The organism is Albimonas marina (genome assembly GCF_029223255.1).
Classification (GTDB): Bacteria; Pseudomonadota; Alphaproteobacteria; order Rhodobacterales; family Rhodobacteraceae; genus Albimonas.
Genome location: NZ_JARHUC010000010.1, coordinates 1 through 20,981, shown reverse-complemented (window position 1 = coordinate 20,981; position 20,981 = coordinate 1). Strand labels below are relative to the sequence as shown.

Below are 20,981 nucleotides of genomic sequence, written 5' to 3'. Positions count from 1 at the left end.
CTGCGCTGAATTGCGTGACAATGTCGTCCGCGGAGGACGAATCACTAGGTGTGCAGTATGTGGATTCCGATACACGAAACTCATGCGATAGACCGGGTTCGGCTTATTGTTCAATATGATGAGCTTGTTCCTCGCAAAGTTGTTTCACGCGCAGCGGCACATATTCTTGAAGACCCGGAAGCATTTGGATTTGACACTGTAGAGACTGTGTCCCCGCCAAGCGATAAATCGCTGAATCTTATGCTATCTCCTGATGCTAGACTCCAGGTTGCTGGAAATGAAGGCCACGTATTTAAGTGTCTCGACGCCGAAGAGGTGGTCGAGGAAGCGGGATTTCGCTCGTCCCGCCTTGGCTATCTTACGCGACAGTATGGGCGGTGGGAGTCGCTTTACTATAGAGTGGAGCAGATTTTTTCCGCTGCGTTTGATAAATTGGAAGATATTGTGGGTCCGGAGCGCATTACGCTTGAGTATTGGGATGCCTTCACCTTCGACGGGCAACCCGAAGGTGGTGATCCGCTCGAACTACTATGCAGAGATACGGTAGGTATACCTCCGGAGGCCATCCAGCCAGGTGCCTTGTGGCACACCCACGTGGGTTGGTTTGCTCCAATTTTCGGGCGTCGCACACTGATCAACAGAAATATTGACGTGCAAGTTATAGATGTGAATGGTGAATCGCGCCTAACTGTGAAGATTTATACATCGGCCTCGCTGAGAAGTACTGAAAATGAACTTAATTTCAGAGAAATTCTTGAGTATTTGAATTCACTGCATTCTGCATCAGGATATGCGTTTGGGCGTGCGCTAAAGGAGAAATATCGTGAGTCAATCAATTTAGACTTGGCAAACTACAGGGCGGAGTAGCGGTGATGCGTGTTCTAAGTGAGACGACGGTCGCTGAAGATCGGCCAGCCATCTACGATGACGTCATGCGGGATAGTCGGGTTAACCATCTCCGAGATGAACTAACCGAGGATACTATACGCCTGCTTACGATGTATCATCGTCTACAGGTGCAGTTGGGTGGCCAGTCGTCGGTTGGCTCGCTTGAGGGATGGCGGTCCGCAAGTAGCCTGCAGCAGTTTGCTCCGTCTGAAGACTGGTCGATCGTGTTGCAAGACGGGTCCGCGAGTACTCTGCGCCAGATTAGCGAAATTGAGGAGCATCTTCGTTCTCAAGGCTCTGAGAGTGGAAAAAAGTTGTTAGAAAATGCCCGCGATGCGGCGGCATTTATGGAATTTTGGCCAAGCGATTTGCCTGAGCCGGATGCAGATTTGCTTGATGCCGAGGGTGTTCTTCTGGAGTGCTACCGTGATAATGGAACTATATTGGCATCTTTTGATTTTTGTGAGTCGGGGCGTGTTTTTTATACTATACTCAATGGTCAGCTGGTAGTCGAAAGCAGCGATGCCGCGCTTTTAGATCGAGTGCGACTGAAGGCGATTTCCCGAGTAGTTCGCGGGTCGCTTTCCGAAGCTTAGGCACGTGTAGCAGTGACGCAAGATGCAGAAGCTTTAAGGGCGCTCTTGGACGCCTGGGCAAATTCCGAGCCCCGACCTTCCCCGGCCACGCTGCCCGCATCGTGCGCGTGTGAGTGGGCGTCGAGTCCAACGGGGTCCCCGGGACAGATCGTCGACGATGAGCCGCTTATCCTATTTATTACTTCTAGGTACATGTTGGATCTCAAGCGGAGGCGCGCATTCACATCGGCTGGTTTGAGCAATGTGCTCAAGGGTGGATTATCATCCGTTCGAGCCAGCCATGCGGGCGATGAAGAGATATGTAGAACTGCTGATGCAATACATGGCGGTCTGAATGGGGGGGTGGCTGATAAGTTTTGCGGCATTGTGGCTATTCTGGAAGTATTGGTTCGTCATGTGCGAGATCGGTCTCAGGGATTTTCGGCATTCTGTGTCTACGAAACGCCTGCGGAACGCGTGGGTGAGGGTCAATATTCTCGACCGGCTCATGCGGACATAGTTTCAAGTATATTTCCAGATGATCGAAATGAAGTGCAAATAATACGCGGAAGGCTTTACAATGCGATTAAGGAACATGGAAGTGAGTTTTCTGCGGAATCATTTAGGGGCGGGCTCATAAGTCATACTTGTCCCAAAGCCTTAATTAGTGGAGAAGTTGTTGCTAGCGCTTGGGCGAAGCCCGAAGTGGGTGCGCAATAAAGTTATCGAAATCTGAGAGTTGCTTAGCAAGGTCTGAGGCGAGTAATTCTTGTTAGTCGATGCTCGAGATAATTAATACGAACTTTGGCGACGGAGATGGGTTAGTTAGTGGCGGGGGGTCGGTGTGTGGGTCATTTTTACTGATTGGCGCGATCAACTATTTGGTTGTGCGTCTCTGTGCGTATGCCTCGATCAGGACTGGGCGATTCCAGTAGGGCTAGGCTTGACGATTTCTTATTGACACGGAATCGGCCCATTCGGCAGATTCGCTACGTTGCTCGCTTCGGCGGGCGGCAGTCCGGGCAACCGCACCCCCAGCGGTCCGGCTGACGGCGGGAGCAGACCGCCGCGAGACGCCTGCGTCATGGCGAGGAGGGTCCGGCGTTCCGGGCAACCCTACCGGCAACCCCACGCTATCGGTCGCCAGTAGGGATTTCCCATGTCCTTTGACCAGCTGGTGGAAGCCCACCACAAGACCACGTTCGCCGCGACCTTCGAGCTGGCCCTGCAGCAGAACGGTTCCAAGCTCCGCCCGTTCGTGGCCGAGCAGCCCTGTTCGGGCGAGGGCGCCACGGCCGCGGACCTGATCGGCGAAATCAACTACCAGCGCGGCACCGGCCGCCGGCGTTCCAACATCGAGAACGTCCCCGGCCGGACCCGGCGCTGGCACGTCTTCCCCGATCCGATCGAGACCGGCCAGTATCTCGACAGCGTCGACAAGTTCCGGATGATCGAGGATCCGTCGTCCAAGCTGATGATGGCGCACACCCAGGCGATCGGGCGCGGCATCGACGACACGATCCTCGGCATCAACCCGGACGGCACGCTCTACCAGGGCGGGATCCTCGGGAAGATCGCGGAGGGCAAGACGCCGGGTGCCGCGACCAAGGCGCTCCCCGCCGCCCAGACCACCGTTCACGACGGGGCCGGCCTGACCATCGCCAAGCTGCGCGCCGCCCGCAAGCGGCTCGGGCTGGACGAGAACGACCTGGACCGCGTGACGCCCACCATGGCGATCACCACCAACCAGCACGACGACCTGCTGGGGATCGTGGAGAACGCCTCGAGCAACCTGAACATGCTCGAGCAGCCGCACATCGTGAACGGCAAGGTCACCCGCCTGATGGGCTTCCAGTTCGTGGAGATCAACCGCCTGCCGACCCTGGCGGCGGGGATCCGCAGCTGCCCCGTCTGGATCAAGGACATGGTCGAGCTCGGCGTCTGGCAGGACGTGAAGCCGGATATGTGGAACGACACCCACGCCCGGAACACGCCTTACTGCCACGTCGACGCCTACATGGACTGCGTCCGCATCCAGGACGCGGGCGTGCACGTCGTGGAGTGCCAGGAGAGCTGACCGGCCGGGCCGGGCGCTGATCCCGGCCCGCCCCTTCTCCCCCAGACCATCCGAAAGGGCCTGACCCATGGCCGTCGTCAAAACCCTGTCCAACCTGTTCCGCGATCCGCTGACCCTCGGCGCCGTCCCCGACGCCCTCCAGGTCAAGGGCGTTCGCCGCTGCGCCGTAGGGACCGTCTCCAACGCCGCCACCGACAGCAGCGGGTCGACCTACAAGCTCTGCAGCGTCCCCTCCCACGCGATCATGCACCCCGACACGGTGTTCGACGTCGAGAACTGGGGGTTCGCCCAGGTGGTGATCGGCTCGCTGACCGCCACCGACCAGATCGCCGACCAGACCAAGGCCACCGAGAACCTGGTGACGCCCTTCGCCTGGGGCGACGCGAACCACGGCAAGCGCCTGTGGGAGGTGCTGGGGCTGGCCGAGGATCCCGGCGGGATCATCGACCTCTACGCCCACGCCGAGGCGGCGGCCGTCAGCGCGGGCTCGATGCCGTTCGCGGTCGAGTGGATCGACAGCCAGTGATCCCCGCCGGGGCGGCCGCGCGCCGCCCCGGTTGACCGCTTCCCCGAGCTCGAGGCGCGCCCGTGTCGCAAGCCATCGCCGCCAGCCGCATCGCCCAGCAGGCGTTCCGCTATGCCGAAATGGCGCCTCTGTCGTCGTTCGGCGACGACAGCGACCAGGCGCGGGCGGCGGCCGAGCAGCTCCCCATCGCGCGCGACGACTACCTGCGCCGGGCCGACTGGTCGTTCGCGTCCAAGCTTCTCAGCCTGCCGGAGACGACGCCGGAGGTCGCCGACGAAGACCTCCCCCACGCCTACGTCCTGCCGCCGAGCGTCCTTGCGGTCCGCAACGTCTGGCCCGAGCTCACGCGCTGGCGCCGGGACGCCGAGCTGTTGCTGTGCGCCGACGAGCCCGGCCCCCTGAAACTCCGCGTCACGGTCCAGGTAGACAACGAAAACCGTCTGCCGCCGGACTTCCGCAACGCGGTCGCCTACCTCCTCGCGGCCCGCCTCTCGCCCGTCTACGCCACGTCGGCCAACCGGGCGACGTCGCTCGAGCAGCGGGCCGAGGCCGCCCTGGTCGCCGCGATGCGCGCCGATCGCGGCCAGGCTTCGGCCGAGCGGTGGGACGGCGGCGTGGACGAAGGCGACTGGTCGGACCTGGTGACGCGATGACCAGGTCCGCGCCCCCGCAACGCTCCTTCGCATCCGGCGAGGTTTCGCCGACGCTGGCCGGCCGGACCGACTACATCCGCGTCCAGACCGGCGCCGAGACCTGCCGGGGCTTCATCGTCACCCCGGAGGGCGCCGTCACGCGCGCGCCCGGCACGATCTATGAGGGGCGCACCAAGGACGACGCGCCGGCGCGCCTGGTCGAATTCGAGTTCAACACCGACGACGCTGTCTTGCTCGAGCTCACGGCCGGGTGGCTCCGCTTCTGGCGCTATGGCGAGCAGGTCATGGGACCGAGCTCGCCCTACCAGGTCGCGACGCCCTGGTCCTTCTCCCAGGTGAAGGGCCTGAAATGGATCCAGTCCGCGGACCGGATTTTCATGGTCGACGGCGCCCAGGCCCCGCGGCGTCTGAGCCGGACCGCGCTGGACGACTGGACGCTGGACCTCGCGCCCTTCACCGGCGGGCCGTTGCGCCCGTGGAACACCGACGAGAGCGTCACCGTCGAGGCCGATGGAGAAACCGGCACGGTCACCCTGACCGCGACCGGGGGCGACGTGTTCGACGCCGGCATGATCGGTTCCGTCTTCGCCCTGCGTGTGGTCGACTGGTCCGACGTGCCCCTCTGGACGGGCAACACCGACTTCGCGGTGGACGACCTGGTGCGTTACGACGGGCGCGTCTACCGCTGCGCCGACGCGGCGGCGACCGCCGACAAGAACGTCTCCCCGCCGACCCACGACAAGGGCACCGTCCTCAGCACCAAGGGCGGCCCGAGCTGGCAATTCCGCTCGACCAACACGGGCCTGGTGGAGATCACCGCCGTTGCGTCCGGCACGTCGGCGACGGCGAAGGTGGTCGACCGGATCCCGTCCGAGCTGGTGGGCGCCGGGACGTGGGAGTGGGCGCCGGGCGCCTGGTCTGACCTCTACGGCTGGCCGGCCGCGGTCTGCCTGCACGACCAGCGGGCGTTTTTCGCCGCGACCCCGACCGAGCAGCGGACCGTCTGGGGATCCGCGATCGGGACCATTCTGGATTTCGCGGAAGGGGTGAACGCGGACCAGGCGTTCGCCTATTCCATCGCGGCGCAGCGGGGCCTCAACGCCATCGTCTGGGTCGCCTCGAGCGACAAGGGCCTGAGCATCGGCGCGACGGGCGAGGTTCACGGCGCGCGGAGCTCGATCGGCGACGAGACGGTCTCGGCCGAGACGGCGGCGTTCGGCGTCGTCGCCACCGTGGGCGCGCACCATGTCCAGCCGATCGCGCCCTCCGGCCGGCCGATCTACATATCCCGCGACCAGACCCGCGCCGTCGAGTTGCGGTATTCCCTCCAGGACGACGGCACCAAGCCCCGCGTCCTGTCCATGCCGGCGCGCCATCTGGGCGCCGACCGCTTCGACGTCATCGCCTGGCAGTCCTCGCCGCTCCCCATTGCGTGGATCGTGCGCAAGTCCGGCGACCTGGTCGCGATGATCTACGATCCCGACGAGGACGTCCTAGGCTGGTGCAGGGTTCCCGTCGCCGGCGGCGTGGTCGAGGAGGTCGCGGTCACGGCGGCGCCCGACGGGGGGGAGGACGAGGTTCGCCTGGTCGTGCGCCGCGAGATCGGCGGGGAGACGCGCCGGCATATCGAGCGCCTCTCGCCGTTCTGGGGGCTGCTGACCGGCGAAATGAAGATCGCGGAGGCGAACCACCTTTACGCAGCGAAGGAGTTCGTTTTCGAGGAGCCGGCGACCAAGCTGACAGGGCTTGACCACCTCGAAGGCGAGACGGTCCTGGTCTGGACGGACTACGGCCAGTTCGGACCGTTCGTCGTCGCGGCCGGGAAGGTCGCGCTCGACTTCGCCGTAAACCGCGCCTTCGTCGGCCTCGAGGACAAGACCCAGCGCCTGCGGCCGCTCGACTTCTACGCCCCGACGCGCACGGGCGACGGGATGGGGCGGCCGGTCAAGCTTTCGCGCATCGGCGTCCGGCTTCTGCGATCCGCCGGCTACAAGATCCGTTCCGTGATGCGCGAGTGGGGCAAGGCCGACACGCTCGGAAGCTGGATCGAGCGGCGCGGCGGCGACGTCCCCGGCGAGCTGGTGACGGGCTGGTCGGGCGTGGACTGGCCGAACGTCTCGACCGGATTTGCGCCGCAGGTGACCGCCGATATCGAGCCGATCGGCGCCGCCCCCCTCACGATCCTGGCCCTCACCCCGACCGTGGAGGCGCAGGAGTAATGTGCATCATGGCCGCCGCCGCCGCGCTGCCCGCGCTCGCCGCCGCCGGCGGGACCGCAGCCGCGGGAACGGCCGCCGCCGCCGGGACCGCCGCCGCCGCGGGCGCCGCCGCCGCCGGGACGGCCGCGGCCGCCGGGACCGCCGCCGCCGGTCTGAGCCTCGGCCAGGTCGCACTTACGGCGGGATCCCTGATTTCCGCGGGCGGGACGGTCTTGGCGGGCGTCCAGCAGTCGCAGCAGGCCAGCGCCTACGCCAAGGCGCAGGAGCGCCAGGCGGCCCAGGAGCGGATGCTTGCCGGCGTCGAAGATGAGCGGATGCGCGCGCGGATGCGCCAGGAGCTCGGCCGCATGTTCGCGGGCCTCGCCGCGCGAGGCGTGTCGCTGGACAGCCCCTCGGCCCTGCTTCTGGGCGACCGCGCCGCCAGGGAAACGAGCTTCGCGAGCCAGGATGTGCGCAGCCGCGGCGGCGCCCGCGTCGCGACCCTGTCGGCCTCGGCGCGTCAGTCGCGCGCTCTTGGCGGCTCGGCCCTCCTCAACGGCGGGATCGGCGCGGCCGGCTCGCTCCTGACCAAGGCGCCCGACCTCTGGCCGTCCCTCGCCGATCGGAAGGTGTTCGCGTGAGCCGGCTGCAGGTTCCCACCGCGCCGATCCGTGGCGGCGCGTCGGCGACCCCGCCGCCCCCGGTTGACGACGGCGTCGGCCGGACCGTCGCGGAGTTCGGCGAGCGCATGTATGCCGGCGGGCAGGCGCTCGAGCAGGACCGCCTCACCTCCGAGCTGACGCGCGCGCATGTCGCGGTCGCGAACGGGATCGCGGATCTTCGCCTCGAGCTCGAGCAGGAGACCGACCCCGACCACATCGACGCCGCCTGGGAGGCGCGCTCCGAGGAGCTCCGAGCGCGCGTCTCGGAAGGGCTGGACGAGCGCAACTCCGATCGGTTCGCGGCGTCCTGGGCGTCCGTCACGAACCCGGCGAAGCTCGAGCTCGGGCGTCGCGCGATGGAGCTGCGGCGCGAGCGCGCCCTGGGCGACCTGGCGGCGCGCGCCGACGCGGACGCGCTCACGCTCTACATGAGCGCAGCCGACCGGGAGGAAGCCGCCGGAGCCTATGCGGGCCAGGTCATGAGCGCGGTTGCGCTCGGCCACCTTCCGGCGGACCGCGCCGCGCGCATCGTCAACGGCTACCGCGCCAAGCTCGCGACCGGCGCCATGCGTCGGCTGCAGTCGACCGAGCCGGCGCGCCTGGTCGAGCTGATCGACGCCGGCGAGTTCAATGACGTCCCGGCCGACACACGCGAGCAGTTCCGGGCCGCCGCCTATGCGGCCGCCGAGACGGACGCGGAGGCGGGTTTCCGGGCGGACCTGACCCGCGGCCTGTCGGACAGCCCCTCCCAGCTGATCGCCGATATCGACGCCGGCGCCTACGACGACGCGCCCGAGGACATGCGGGCGAGCTACCGCGCCCAGGCGGTGGCGGCCGAGCAGGCGCAGGTCGCCGCCTCGGCCCGGGCGAACAAGACCGCGCAGACCGAGGCGGAGACGGAGGCCGATCGCGATCTCGCCGCGCTGATCGACGTGGCGCGCACCGGCCGCACCCATGTCGATGAAGCGCGGATCCTGGCGGATCCCGTGGCGAAGACGCGCCCGGGCTACCAGGACGCGCTCGGGGTGATCCAGCTGCGCGCCGCCGGCGTGCCTCAGATGACGCCCGCGCAGATGCGGGCCTACCTCACCGGAATGAAGTCGCGGCCCTCGGCCGGGCCTGAGGACGCCGCCGCCCAGGCCGCGCTCGAGGCGGCGATCCCGGCGGCGGAAGCCGCCTGGCAAAGCGACCCGATCGCCCAGGCGCGGCAGACGAACGTGCTGCCGACGCCCGAGCTCCCGTCCGACCTGTCGTCCCCGGCGAATTGGGCCCGCGCGCTGGCCGGTCGGCGTTCCGCGATCGCGAGCCTGCAGGCGTCGGGCTACACCACGTCTTTCGCCCCGTTCAGCGCCGAGGAGCTCGAGCGCCTGCAGGGCATGGCGGCCGTCAGCGCGTCCCCGGAGCAGCGCGCCCAGCTGGCCCAGATCCTCGCGAGCTCCTTCCGGGGCGACGAGGCCGTGAAGGTCTTCGAGGCCGTGGCCCCGAAGGACCGGGCGTTCGGGCATTTCGGGCTTCTGCTGGCGGCGGGCTCGCGTCCGGCAACCGCCATGATGGGGTTCCGCGGGGCGTCCGCCATCGCATCGGGCGCGGTCGAGCTGCCGAAGAAGGGCGACGCCGCGCGCCGCGAAGCCTACGGCGAGGAGATCGGCGACGCCCTTACGCTGGTCCCAGGGCATGAGGACGAGATCCTCGCGGGCGCCCGCGCCATCTATGGCGAGCTCGCGCGCGGGATGGATCCCGAGAGCGACGAAGCGGATGCGGCCTGGCGGCGGGCGGTGCAGCTGTCGCTCGGCCGAGGCGCGGCGAGCGCCCGCGCCGACGCCGGCGGCGTGCAGGAGGTGAACGGACGCAAGACGCTGCTGCCGCTCGACCTCACGGCCGACGACCTCAACGAAACGATCTTCGACGGGCCGTGGGGCGGCGGAGACACGCGGCGCAAGGCGGTCTTCGACGCGCTTTCCGCGCTCGCCGGCGGCGCGCCGTCAGCCCTGTCCGGCCCGCTGACCGCCGACGACATGGACGAAATCTCTTTCGCCGCCTCGGCAAGCGGTCTGTGGCGCGTTCAGGTGCGCGACGTGAACGGCGGTTGGCGCGACCTGGTCGCCCAGGGCTCCGGCGCCGTGATCGAGCTGGACCTGCATAAGCTCCTGTCCGACGTGCGCGGCCGCCTCCCGGTGCGGCCATGACGTTCTTTCTGTCCGACAAGCCCACGAAGGCCGCGCCAGTGAACGTCGCGCCCGAGCGCCCCGCCGGCTGGTGGGAGACGGCGGGCGCCGCGTGGAACCAGACGCAGGTTCTGCAGGACACGCTCTTTCACGGGGAGATGACGGACCGGGCGCTCCTCGAGGAGATCAACGACCAACTGGGCGACGCCTCGCCCTATGTCGGCGACGGCCTGCAGATCGCGTGGGAGCGGAACGGCCGCTGGGATCCGATCCGGGCGAAGGTGCTGAGCGCCGCTGCGCGCGCGGCGCGAAACGAGCCGGGCATGTGGGGTTCGCTTCCCCTGAACGAGGACGCGTTTCGCCAGGAGAGCCGCCGCCGGCGGATGGCCGAACTCGAGGACGCCCAGGCGACGCTCGCCATGGGGTCCGGCATGGCCGCCGAGACGCTGGGCGGCATGGCCCGCGCGACCACGGACCCGGTGAGCCTCGCCATGCTTCCCGCCGGCGGAAGCGGGAGCCTCCTGCGGATCCTCGTCACGGAGGCCGCGCTGGGTGCGGCGGGCGAGGCGATCGCCCTGCCGCAGCAGTATCGCGTCGCCCAGGAGCTCGACCAGCCGGACCCTGACCCTCTCGTGCAGATCGGGCTCGGGGCCGCGGCGGGCGGCGTTCTGGGGACGGCGCCCGTCGCGGTCTCGCGCGGCGCGTCGCGCCTGGTCGGGCGATCGGAGACGGCCGGGGCGCAGCGGCCCGCGAACGCGCACCCGGCCGACCATGAGGCGCGCGCCGCGTCCGCGGAGGCCGCAGTTCGGGAGGGGCGGTCGATCAACGTCTCGCCCCCGGTCGCGGATGCGCAGATCGCGACGGCGGCCCGCCGGATCGTGGGCGCGGAGAGCGGTGGGCGGGCGGCCGCGAAGAACTCCGAAAGCACCGCGACCGGACTGGGCCAGTTCATTGAAAGCACCTGGCTCGAGGTGATCGGCCGCAATCGTCCTGACATCGCGGCGGGGCGGACGCGCAAGGAGCTTCTCGCGCTGCGGAAGGATCCCGACCTGTCGTGGGAAATGACGGTCGCTTACACCCGCGAGAACGCCGCCACGCTCGAGGCCGCGGGTCTCTCGCCGTCCATCGAAAACCTCTACCTCGCCCATTTCCTCGGCCCAGGCGGGGCGGTGCGCGCGCTGACCGCCGATCCCTCCGCGCCGATCTCGCGCGTGATGGACGCCGACCAGATCCAGGCGAACCGCAACATTTCTTACGGCGGCCGCAAGCTCCCCGGCTGGACCGTCGCCGACCTCCGCCGCTGGTCCGAAACCAAGATGGGCCTGGCCGAGGATCCCGGCGACGCCTGGCGCGCCTCGAGCCGCCGGGGCTATACCGCGCCCGACCAGGTGACGACGCCGCAGGGAACCCGCGTCGCCGTGACCTACGAGGTGGTCGACCTTGACGAGCTGATCTTTGCGACGGGCGGCCGGCAGAACCGCGACCGCTCCCGGCCCGCCCCCACGGCGGAAGTCACCCGGCGCGCGGCCGAGCTCGATCCCGCCCTCCTGATGCCGGCCGCCAGCGCCGGCCACGGCGCCCCGATCGTCGGCCCGGACCGGATCATCGACAGCGGCAACGGCCGCGTCATGTCGATCCTGCACGCCGCCCAGCACGTCCCCGATCGGTATGCGGCGTATGTCGAGACGATCCGCTCGCAATTCGAGATCCCCGCGGGCGTCAAGCGGCCCGTCCTGGTCGCCGTGCGCGAGGAGCTCGACGGCCCCACGCTCGAGCGGTTCGTCCGCGAAGCCAACTCCGACAGCATCGAGCGGTTGAGCGCGACCGAGCAGGCGCGCACCGACGCGGCCGCGATCGACCGGGACCTCCTCGGCCTTTACGACCCCGAGGCGGGCGGGCCCTTCGGGGCCGGCAACGTTCGCTTCGTGCAGGGCCTGGTCGACCGTCTCCCGCCGGCGGAGCGCGGCCAGGTGCTGACCGCCGATCGGCGGCTGTCTGCCCAGGGCCGGGAGCGTCTCCGCTCGGCGCTGTTCTCCCGGGCCTACGACGCGCCCGACCTGACCGCCGCCCAGGCCGAGCAGGGCGGAGGCGACGTGCGGTCGATCGTGGAGGCGCTGACCGACGCCGCGCCGGCGTGGGCGCAGATGCGCGCCGCGGTCGAGGCCGGCGAGATCGGCGAGGCGTTCGACCTGACGGCGGATCTTCTGGACGCGATCCGCCTGGTGCAGCAGGCCCGGCGCGAGGCGGCCGAGCAGGGCGTCAGCGTCCGAGGGGCGATCGAGGACGCCCTGGCGCAAGGCGATATGTTCGGCGGCGGCCCCAGCCCCGCGACGGCGCGCCTGGTCGGGATCCTCTACCGCGGCGGGCAGGCCCGTTCTCGCGAGGCGATGGCCGACACCCTGCAGCGGTTCGCGCTCGAGGCCCGCACTGTCGGCGCCGCCGACGACCTCCTGGCGGGCGCAGGCGTCCGCGGGCCGCTCGACGTTCTCGACACCCTGTCGGCCCGCCTCGAGGCGGAGCCGCCTCGGGCGGGCGATGCGCCGGACGGCGCCGACGCGGGCGCCGATGGGGGTCCCCAGGTCGACGTCGCCGGCGTGGACGATGCGCGCTGGAACGACGGTGCGAGTTCGCCGGCGGCGATCGAGGGCGCGGCTCAGGCCGAGGCCGAGCTGCGTCAGGAAATCGGCGCGCCGGGCGAGATGGACGAGATCCGCGCCGCCATGGACGAGATCCGCGCGGCGACCGGCGGCGACTTCACGATCGACACCCACGGGCCCGAGGGCACGCTGGCGGCTTCCGAGATCCTCGCCGACCTCGAGGCCGATTTGGAGTTCGTCCGCGTCGTGGAGATCTGCGGTTACGGGGGCGCGCGCAATGCCTGATCTTCGCGACTGCATTCAGAGCGCCATGGAGGATCCCGACGTTCGGCTCGACCCGACCCGCGGGGGCATGGCCCAGCAGCTGTTCGACGAGCTCAAGGCGAAATATCTGGGCTCCATGCCGGACGGCGCCGCCTCCGCCCAGGCGGCGGCCGACGTCCAGACGATCCTGCGCGAACGGCTGCAGAGCCGCCGGCATGTCGTCCTCAATCAGCTCCGCGTGATGCGCGATCATGAGCGGCTTGTCGCGGGGACGGCGAGCGAGGAGCTCGGCTCCGAGATCCTCGCGACGCTGGAATACAACCCGAACCGGCCGAACGCGCCGGCCAGCGTCAACGCCCTTTCGAGCGCCTACCGCCAGGAGCTGTTCGGCATGGTCGGCGACCTCCTGCGCCGCCACGGCCGCGACGCGCTCGGCCGGATCCGCAACCCGGCCCAGCTGCGCAACGTCCTGCGCGAGGCGCACGGTCAGGCGACGGGCGATGCCGCGGCGCGGCAGCTGGCCGACGCCTGGGCGCAGGCGGCGAAGCGCGCCCGATCCCTGTTCAACGCATTCGGGGGCGATATCGGCGAGCTCGCCGATTGGGGCGTCCCCCACACCCACGACGCCGTCCTGCTGCGCGAAGCCGGGGCCGCCAGCTGGTCGGCCTACATCGAGCCGCTTCTGGACTGGTCGCGGATCCTCGATCGCTCGACCGGCCAGCCCGTCGCCTCCCAGGATCGCGGCGCTTTCCTCGCGGATATCTGGTCGAACCTGGCGACGGACGGCTGGGACGATCGGCTCCCCAGCTTCGGGATGCGCGGGGCGGCGCTCTACAACCGGCGCGGCGACGCGCGCGTCCTGCACTTCGCCGACGCCGACGCCTGGCTCACCTACAACGACGCCTTCGGCCGATCGGATCCGCTCGACGCCATGCTGGGCCACCTGTCGGCCATGGCCCGCGATATCGCCCTGATGCGCCGCCTCGGGCCTAACCCGGCCGGGGGGCTCGAGCACTTGCTGCAGGCGGCCGAGCGCAAGGCGATGCTCGAGGGCAAGGCCCCGCTGGCGGGCCGGATCAAGCAGGGGACGGGCGCCACCGCCCGGGCCATGCTGGCGGTGCTGAACGGCACCGGCGGCGTCCCGGCGAACGAGACCTTGGCGCGGGCCATGTCGACCGTGCGCTCCTACCTTCCCGCCGCGCAGCTGGGCTCCGCCCTCCTGTCCTCCGTCTCGGATCTGGTGACGGTGCGGCTCGCGGCGAAGACCACCGGGCTTAACCCGGCGGGCGTCATGGGCCAGGCGATGCGGCTGGCGAGCTCGGCCGAATACCGGGAGATGGCGGCCGCCGGCGGCTGGATCGCGGAGCGCCTGGGCGAGATGGCCGGAGGCGCGTCGCGCTACTACCACGAAAGCTATTCGAGCGAGATCGCCGCCCGCCTGTCGGGCCTGGTGATGCGCGCGAGCGGCCTCGCGCAATGGACCGACCTGCACCGTGCCGCCTTCCGCATGGAGTTCGCCGCCGACCTCGGGCGTCACGTCCGCGCCGGCCGGGGGCTGGACGACATGGGCGAGCTCGGCGCGCACCTTCGGGCCCGCGGGATGGACGATGCGACCTGGTCCCAGATCGCAGACCCCGCGCTCCTGTTCTCGCCTCGCCCCGGCGTGGACCTCCTGTCGCCCATCGTCTGGCGCGAGAACGCCCTGGCGGCGGGCATGGATCCGGCCGACGTCGAGAACGCCGCCACCGCCTTGAGCGCGATCGCCGAGGAGCAGATGACGCTCGCGGTCCCGACGCGCAGCATCCAGGCGACGGCCATGCTGAACGACCAGGCGAAGGCCGGCACGATCGGCGGCGAGCTGGTCCGCTCCGTCGCGGTCTACAAGGGTTATCCCCTCGCCCTGATGATCGGGCATTTCCGGAACGGCATGGCCCGGGGGAACACCGCGGCGCGGGCGCAATACTTCGCGTCGCTGATCGCCATGACCACGCTCGCCGGCGCCCTGTCGGTGCAGCTCAAGTCCATCGCCAAGGGCGACGACCCCCGGCCCATGGACGACGTCGGGTTCTGGGCGGCCGCCATGTTCCAGGGCGGCGGCCTCGGGATCTTCGGGGACTTCGTGAAGTCGGAGAGCTCCCGCGTCGGCGGCGGCCTGGCCGAGACGATCTTGGGCCCGGTCGCCGGCGTCGCCGGCGACGTGATCCGCATCGGCGCATCCAACGTCGCGCGCGTCAGCGAGGGGCGGGATCCGCTGATCGGACGGGACGTCGTCAACCTGGCGCGCCGCTACACGCCCGGGTCTTCGCTCTGGTATGGGCGCCTCGCCGTCGACCGCCTGGTCTGGGACCAGCTGCAGGACGCGCTCGACCCCCAGGCGCAACGCCTCTGGCGCGACCAGGAGAAGCGATCGCGCCGCGACTACGGAACGTCCCCCTGGTGGCGCAAGGGCGAGACCGCGCCGTCGCGTGGGCCTGACCTCGCCAACGTTCTCGGAGACCAAAAATGACCGTCGAGGCGTTCACGTCCGCAGAGACTTACACGATCATGGGCCGCGGCCCCTACGCGGTGCGCTGGCCCTACGGCTCGGCCGACGACCTGTTGGTCGAGGTGGTGATCGCCGCAATCTCGACGCCGCTGATCCTCGATTACAACTTCGAGGTGACGCCCTCGCCGATCGACGGAGAGGCCGCCCCGGAAGGCGAGATCAAGCTCTCCCAGGAAGTCGCGGACGCCTACGAGGGATGCGAGCTGCGGATTTCGCGGGAGGGCCTGATCGAGCAGGGCTGGGCCTCCGCCGGCGGCCCCCGCGAGACCGGCCTCGAGCGGCAGCTGGACCGCCAGGTGAGGATCCTGCAGGACCTGCGCGACCGCATCGGGCGATGGTCCGACGACCTCGGCCGCGTGCTGCGCGTCCCCTCCTACGAGGAAGCCATCAAGGCCCTGCCGGAGATCAAGGCCCGGGCCGGCCGGCTGCTGGCGTTCGACGGGACCGGCCGGCCGACCGTCTGGGATGGAACCGTCACCGTGACGGCCACCGGCTCGCACGTCTTCTCCACGATGATCGCCGCCGCGCTCCTGGTGATCCCGGCCCCGCTGCAGCGGATCGAGGTTCACGGGCATTCGGTCGAGAACGACGGCGGGCACGGCGCCTATGCGCGATGGGTGGCGCCGGACGAGGAGACGACGACCCCCGCGCACCTGGGCTGGTTCACCGACGCCGCGGGGCAGATCTGGGAGCTGGACGAAGCCAACGCCCGAGCCGAGCAGTTCGGGGCGAAGCGCGACGCGGTGACGGACGATATCGCCGCGCTCCGGGCGTGCGAGGACTATTGCCACGTCATGGGCGCGACCATGCGGCTCCTCGGCGGCACCTATGCGATCGGGGACGTCTGGCAGCCGGACGGGCACGAGGCCATCAACATCGTCGGCGCGGGGATGACCAAGACCGCGCTGCTGGCGCTGAGCGCCTCGGCCGGGTTCCGCCCGATGGACTGCGCGCGGGGCACCATCCGCGACGTGCTGATCCGCTGCGAGAGCGTGGCGCCCTACGGCATCCGGCTTCGGGGATCCGGCGCGGGCAACGTCACCAGCTGCGGCGGCTGGGTCATCGAGCGCGTGTGGGTGACGGGCGCGACCACCGACCATTTCCGGTTCGACGGCCAGGCCGACAACTGGTCATGGACGAACAGCCGCGCGTCGAACCTGCCGGAGGACACCAGCAACCCGTTCGCCTGCGTCCGCTCCGACACCGTCGGCCGGATGCTGGGCGGCACCGTTGGCGGAACGCCCGGCTGGGGCCTGCACACCACCACCCAGAACGAGGAGAACGGGGACCCGAGCAAGGCCGATGCCGACCGCGTCTCGGCGATCGGCACCAGGTTCAACGCCTGCGGCGCGGGGTTCGTTCTCCACGATGGGAACGGCGAGTTCACCAACGGACAGCACACCACGTTGTTCGTCTGCTACTTCGAGAACTGCGGCGTCCGCTACGCCGGCGCGGTTCCGACCCGCGATGCGATCGCCTTCTGGGCCACGAACGGCGGCGGCATCACCATCAGCGGTTCGCGCAAGCTCGCGTGCAACTACGCCAAGATCCTGTTCCGCGCCGAGCTGGGATCCGTCATCAACTACTATGCCGCGTCGGCGCTGCAGGGCGGCCAGGTCGAGCAGTTTGAAGACGTCGTCTTCTGGGCCTGCGACGAGACCAGCCATATCTTCATTCACGGCGAGCTCAGGTTCCGCGAGAAGGACCTGAACAAGGACAAGACGTTCACGCCAGGCAAGGGCTCGGCCGTCGAGCGCGTGATCCCCACGCCCTATTTCACGGACACGCTCGGGCAGGTGGACGTGTTCCAGCCGGCGCCCGGGCGCGACGGGTTCGGCGTCAACTTCGTGGGCGGGAAGAAGCTCTATGAATTCGACGGCACCAGCGCCGCGGGCTGGACGCCGGAGAACCTGGCGGGCGGCTACCCGACCACGTCGACCGCGGCGGGGACCTTCCTGACCAAGGGCTCCTCGATCCACGTCAAGGGCGACGGGGTCACGCTCGGCGTGAACCGCATCAAGCGGAAGCTCTACTTCCCCGAATACGCCCTGACGCTGGTTGCGATCCGCGCGGCGGTCTTCCTGAAGCTCGGCACGGTCAGCCACCCGCGCGTGAAGATCTGGGCGGACAACGAGGGCGTCGCCGACCCGACCGACTACGGCCATCTGTATTCCGGGCGCCGCTATGAGATCGACCTGCTGAAAGAGAACGGCGACCCGACCGGGGAAACCAAGCTCTACGAGCTGGGGCAGACCGAGCTCACCGAGGCCGACGCCGGCGAATGGCGCTACCTGCAGGTGATCCCCTTCATCGTGGACGCCTCGGCCGAGATCCTCGTCTCCATCACGATCGACGCAGGCTCCGAATACGCCTCGAACGATGAACTCTACATCGACCGCGTCGAGGCGATCCCCTTCACCCACAGGTTCTGAGGCCCACCATGGCGAACCCCTTCAACGGCCATTCCCCCGCGCGCTGGGGCGTCGGCTCCGACCTGGCGCCCGTCACCCCCAGCGACACCGTCGCCCTCGAGACGCCCGCGATCGGGCTTTTCGTGGAGGGCGCCGGCGACGTCGTGTTCGTCTCGGCCGCCGGTGCGACGCGGACGGTGAACCTCCCGGCCCATGGCTACCTCGCGGTCGCCGTGCTGCAGGTCCTGGCGACCGACACCACGGCGACCGGGATCCATGCGGTGATCCCGTGAGGACCGGCGCGCTCTCCGCATCAGCGAGCCTGGTCGCGATCGCGGCGCAGCGGCGGTTCGGCGGCGCGCTCGAGAAGGCGACGGCCGAGGGCTTCGCGGTCCAGAGTTGGGACGCTGGCGGCACGCCGATGCGCGGCATCATGATTACCTCGAGCACCCCGGGAAGCGTCATCGTCCCCGGGAACTATCGCCGCGTCACCATCGGCGGCGGGGGCTCCGGAGGGATGCGCAGCAACGGGCGGGCCGGTGGCGGCGGCGCGGGTGAACTCGTGGTCGAAGAGATCGTGGCGCTGGCCGCAGGAGATTTCACCGCGGTTATCGGTGCTGGTGGCGCAGGAATTTCCGGGTTCCCTGAGGCGAATGGCAATGCTGGCGGTAATACGAGCTGGACCGGAAATGGGGCGAACTTGACCGCTATTGGCGGCGGCGCTGGCGGCGGGGTGACCGGGGGGGTTGGCGGCAATGGCGGATCGGGAGGCGGTGCGCCGGTGCAGAGCACGACGCCAGGCTTGTCCATCGCCAGTGCGGGCGTGGGCTTCAACGGCGGGATCGGTTTAGGCGACCCCTACGGTGGTTCAGGCGGAGGCGCGGGAGGGGCGCCGCCGGATGATACGGCTTTCGGGATCAACCCCGGGCCGGGGGTCACGCTCACCCTGCTGGGCATGACCTACACCGTCTGCCGCGGCGGCGACGGCAACCTCACCGTTGCGGTGGCAGGGGACGGCTACGGCTCCGGGTCTTCGGGCGGGTATGCCAGCCTTGCCGGCGGCGATGGGCTGATCGTCCTGGAGTGGCCCGCATGAGCGACGACCATTTCCTCGCTGAGGTCGGCCCTGACGGCGCCGTCGTGAACGTAATCAAGGTGGCGCCCGAACGCCGCGCGAAGGTCATCGCTCGCCGCGGCGGCTCATATGCGCTGACCCCGGATCCGAACGGTCGACCGGCCGCGATCGGGCTCGTCTACAACTCCGCAACCCTCCGCTTCGAGGATCCCCAATGACGACCTGCAACCTCCCTGCCTGGGCGGCTCGCGCCCATGCGATCGCGTGCGCGCTCATGATCCAGACGACCGCGACGCGCGCGGCCGCCGCGGCCGGCTCGCTGACCCCCACGGCCGCCCGTTCGTTCGATGCCTTCATCAACGCCAGCGGCGCGCAGGCCGAGGCCCTGGTCGCAGAGGCGAGCGCCGCGGCGATCACGGCGCGCCTGACGGACTGGCTTCGCCTCTCCACCACGGCCGAGCTCCCCGACGCCGGCGAGACGCCCGGCGTCCTGGTCGCCTTCGGCGCCATGCAGCAGGCGGGGCAGGCGGCGCGGGACGCCTGGTTCGCGATCGAGGGCGGCGACCTGCCGGGCTGGTCCACGGTCATCGAGGGCGACGCCCGCCGCAGCGTCGAGGGCGCGTTCCCGGCAGCGGGCCTCGCCGGCTACATCGCGGCTCTGGACGCCCTGACGGCCGCGCTCGATCCCTTGGCGCCGGTCTAGTGGTGGAGCCGGCCGAGCGAGGAGAGCAGGCCGGGCAGGGCCCCCAGCGCGAAATGCGCAGGGCGTGGTTGCGCGAGCGCCTGGTGAAATGGGCGGTGGACCATCTGATCCTAGGCGCGACCGTGGGCGTCGTGGCGCTGACCACCCCGCTCCTTTCGCAGGCGGTCGCGGTCTGGCGAACGCCTCAACGGTTGGACGTCGCGCTCGCCAGGATCGAGGAGGCCCAGTTGAAGCTCGCGCAGACGGTCGGCGAGCTTCGCAACGAGGTGCGATCAGCCACGGGGGAGGATCGGGTCATCCGCCAGCCTCCGGGCCTCAGCTACATCAAGGAACCTGTGCGGGCGGGCGAGAACGTCGTTCTGATGCTGGTGGTGGGACGGACCAAGCTGGGCGCGGATTGCCTCCTCACCCGCTGGACGCCGCTTTTCACGGACGAGCGGAACGTCGCCACGCCCGGCCGGAAGGCGGGAGCGCCCGAGGTGCAGCGCCAGATCGGAACCGACGTGACGACGATGCGGATCGAGATGGTCCCGCCGCAGCTGAGGCCGGGGCGGATTACTGTCGTCCTGGTCCTGGACTATGTGTGCGACGGTCAACGCGTTGCGGACAAGACCGATCCGGTCGCCTATTACTTGCTGGCCGCGGGCGACTGACGGCGCTCGTGCGACCACAATGGCCGCTCGGGCTGGTCCTCTAAGTCACTGATTATTAATAATTTTGGCCTGACTTTTAATCAGCGGGTCGCAGGTTCGAATCCTGCACGGCTCACCATAAACCCCAAGGGGTTACGCTGGCGGCGCTCAGGGGGCGTCATCCTTAAGCAACCACCCAGCAACCACCGGCGAACACTCACTCCCGCGCGGGTGCAGGGCTGCGCGGCGCACTTGTGGCAGATCAGCAGTATCGCCATGAGTCAGCGTGAACTGCCGGTCAGCCTGCGGGGGCCGCGCTAGCCGAAGCCCACCGACGCTCCGCGCGCAGCAAGCATCGGCTCTTGGCAGCTCCCGCCGGATGCAAGGCCGATTCAGGTGATCGCCCAGCATTCGGAGGATGCCCGCCTAGCAAGTTGCGGCGCCTTCGCTGACCCTGCGCCCGCGAGTGCCGCCACGCCATCGCAACAAGAGTCGCCATTGCTCAGGTTTGAGGCACTCTCTTTCGACGAAATCGGCCCTTGCCTGACCTTCGCGCCGGGTGCAGCCAATTACCGGAAGCAGGCTCATTGGACTCGGCTTTTGTGACTGCCGCTATTGCGCAGCGAGACAAACGCAAGCTGTATATCAAGCGGTAACGCCCTCGGATAACCAGCTAGGTTCGCGCCGGCACGGCGCATGCCTGACGTTGTTCTGACTGGGCAGTCGCGCGTTTGAGCGCCCGAGCCTATCAAGGAGGTCCACCGCAACGTGCTTGCTATTGCAAGGCTAAGTCAGCAACACCGGCCCTACGCTTCGCATTCCCGCTGTAATGCCAAGCAAAATCAGGTAGACATCATCTTCGCCGGGTTCGAAATGAATATTGACTAAGAGCGTGTTTGAGAAGCGGGATTCCCTCGGCCTTGGCCGTATGATTCATGGGGCGTCGACCTTCACCAACCCGGATCGACGCCTTGCCCTCCCGCCCCGGCTACGCCACCGACCTGACCGAC

The 20,981-nt window shown here is 68.8% G+C and carries 16 protein-coding genes; all 16 read left to right on the top strand.

Annotated features, from left to right (window positions below):
• Positions 1-57: 57 nt before the first annotated feature.
• The 16 genes from P2H44_RS22700 to P2H44_RS22625 all read left to right on the top strand — a co-directional run bounded on the left by P2H44_RS22700 (position 58) and on the right by P2H44_RS22625 (position 19,992).
• Complete coding sequence (locus P2H44_RS22700; protein ID WP_275767330.1) at positions 58-867, top strand: TIGR04255 family protein; 810 nt, start codon at positions 58-60, stop codon at positions 865-867.
• A gap of 5 nt (positions 868-872) precedes the next feature.
• Complete coding sequence (locus P2H44_RS22695; protein WP_275767328.1) at positions 873-1,484, top strand: hypothetical protein; 612 nt, start codon at positions 873-875, stop codon at positions 1,482-1,484.
• Between the two features lie 1,138 nt (positions 1,485-2,622).
• Positions 2,623-3,540 (top strand): phage capsid protein, encoded by a 918-nt coding sequence (locus P2H44_RS22690; protein ID WP_275767327.1) that lies wholly within the window; start codon positions 2,623-2,625, stop codon positions 3,538-3,540.
• Positions 3,541-3,607: 67 nt separating this feature from the next.
• Complete coding sequence (locus P2H44_RS22685; RefSeq protein WP_275767326.1) at positions 3,608-4,066, top strand: hypothetical protein; 459 nt, start codon at positions 3,608-3,610, stop codon at positions 4,064-4,066.
• 62 nt (positions 4,067-4,128) lie between these two features.
• The gene (locus tag P2H44_RS22680; protein WP_275767325.1) at positions 4,129-4,719 is read left to right on the top strand and encodes a phage connector family protein; all 591 of its coding nucleotides are present in this window, start codon (positions 4,129-4,131) and stop codon (positions 4,717-4,719) included.
• On the top strand, positions 4,716-6,938 hold the full coding sequence (locus P2H44_RS22675) for a phage tail protein (RefSeq protein WP_275767324.1): 2,223 nt from the start codon (positions 4,716-4,718) through the stop codon (positions 6,936-6,938). The genes P2H44_RS22680 and P2H44_RS22675 overlap by 4 nt, the downstream gene beginning before the upstream one ends.
• An 8-nt stretch (positions 6,939-6,946) precedes the next feature.
• Positions 6,947-7,558, top strand: coding sequence for a hypothetical protein (locus P2H44_RS22670; RefSeq protein WP_275767323.1), 612 nt, complete (start codon positions 6,947-6,949; stop codon positions 7,556-7,558).
• On the top strand, positions 7,555-9,765 hold the full coding sequence (locus P2H44_RS22665) for a hypothetical protein (RefSeq protein WP_275767322.1): 2,211 nt from the start codon (positions 7,555-7,557) through the stop codon (positions 9,763-9,765). Before P2H44_RS22670 ends, P2H44_RS22665 begins: the two co-directional genes overlap by 4 nt.
• Entirely contained in the window at positions 9,762-12,626 is a 2,865-nt protein-coding gene (locus P2H44_RS22660; protein ID WP_275767321.1) for a hypothetical protein, read from the top strand. The genes P2H44_RS22665 and P2H44_RS22660 overlap by 4 nt, the downstream gene beginning before the upstream one ends.
• Positions 12,619-15,111 (top strand): hypothetical protein, encoded by a 2,493-nt coding sequence (locus P2H44_RS22655; RefSeq protein ID WP_275767320.1) that lies wholly within the window; start codon positions 12,619-12,621, stop codon positions 15,109-15,111. The genes P2H44_RS22660 and P2H44_RS22655 overlap by 8 nt, the downstream gene beginning before the upstream one ends.
• Positions 15,108-17,582 (top strand): hypothetical protein, encoded by a 2,475-nt coding sequence (locus tag P2H44_RS22650; protein ID WP_275767319.1) that lies wholly within the window; start codon positions 15,108-15,110, stop codon positions 17,580-17,582. The genes P2H44_RS22655 and P2H44_RS22650 overlap by 4 nt, the downstream gene beginning before the upstream one ends.
• A gap of 8 nt (positions 17,583-17,590) precedes the next feature.
• Positions 17,591-17,854 (top strand): spike base protein, RCAP_Rcc01079 family, encoded by a 264-nt coding sequence (locus tag P2H44_RS22645; protein ID WP_275767318.1) that lies wholly within the window; start codon positions 17,591-17,593, stop codon positions 17,852-17,854.
• Complete coding sequence (locus P2H44_RS22640) at positions 17,851-18,657, top strand: glycine-rich domain-containing protein (RefSeq protein ID WP_275767317.1); 807 nt, start codon at positions 17,851-17,853, stop codon at positions 18,655-18,657. The genes P2H44_RS22645 and P2H44_RS22640 overlap by 4 nt, the downstream gene beginning before the upstream one ends.
• Positions 18,654-18,854, top strand: a complete 201-nt coding sequence (locus P2H44_RS22635; protein ID WP_275767316.1) for a hypothetical protein — start codon at positions 18,654-18,656, stop codon at positions 18,852-18,854. Before P2H44_RS22640 ends, P2H44_RS22635 begins: the two co-directional genes overlap by 4 nt.
• A 56-nt stretch (positions 18,855-18,910) precedes the next feature.
• A complete protein-coding gene (locus P2H44_RS22630) occupies positions 18,911-19,339 on the top strand; it encodes a hypothetical protein (RefSeq protein ID WP_275767315.1) in 429 nt (142 codons plus the stop codon).
• Positions 19,340-19,434: 95 nt separating this feature from the next.
• Positions 19,435-19,992 carry a hypothetical protein gene (locus P2H44_RS22625; protein WP_275767314.1) on the top strand — a complete coding sequence of 186 codons (558 nt, stop codon included), beginning with the start codon at positions 19,435-19,437 and terminating at the stop codon, positions 19,990-19,992.
• Positions 19,993-20,981 lie beyond the last annotated feature (989 nt).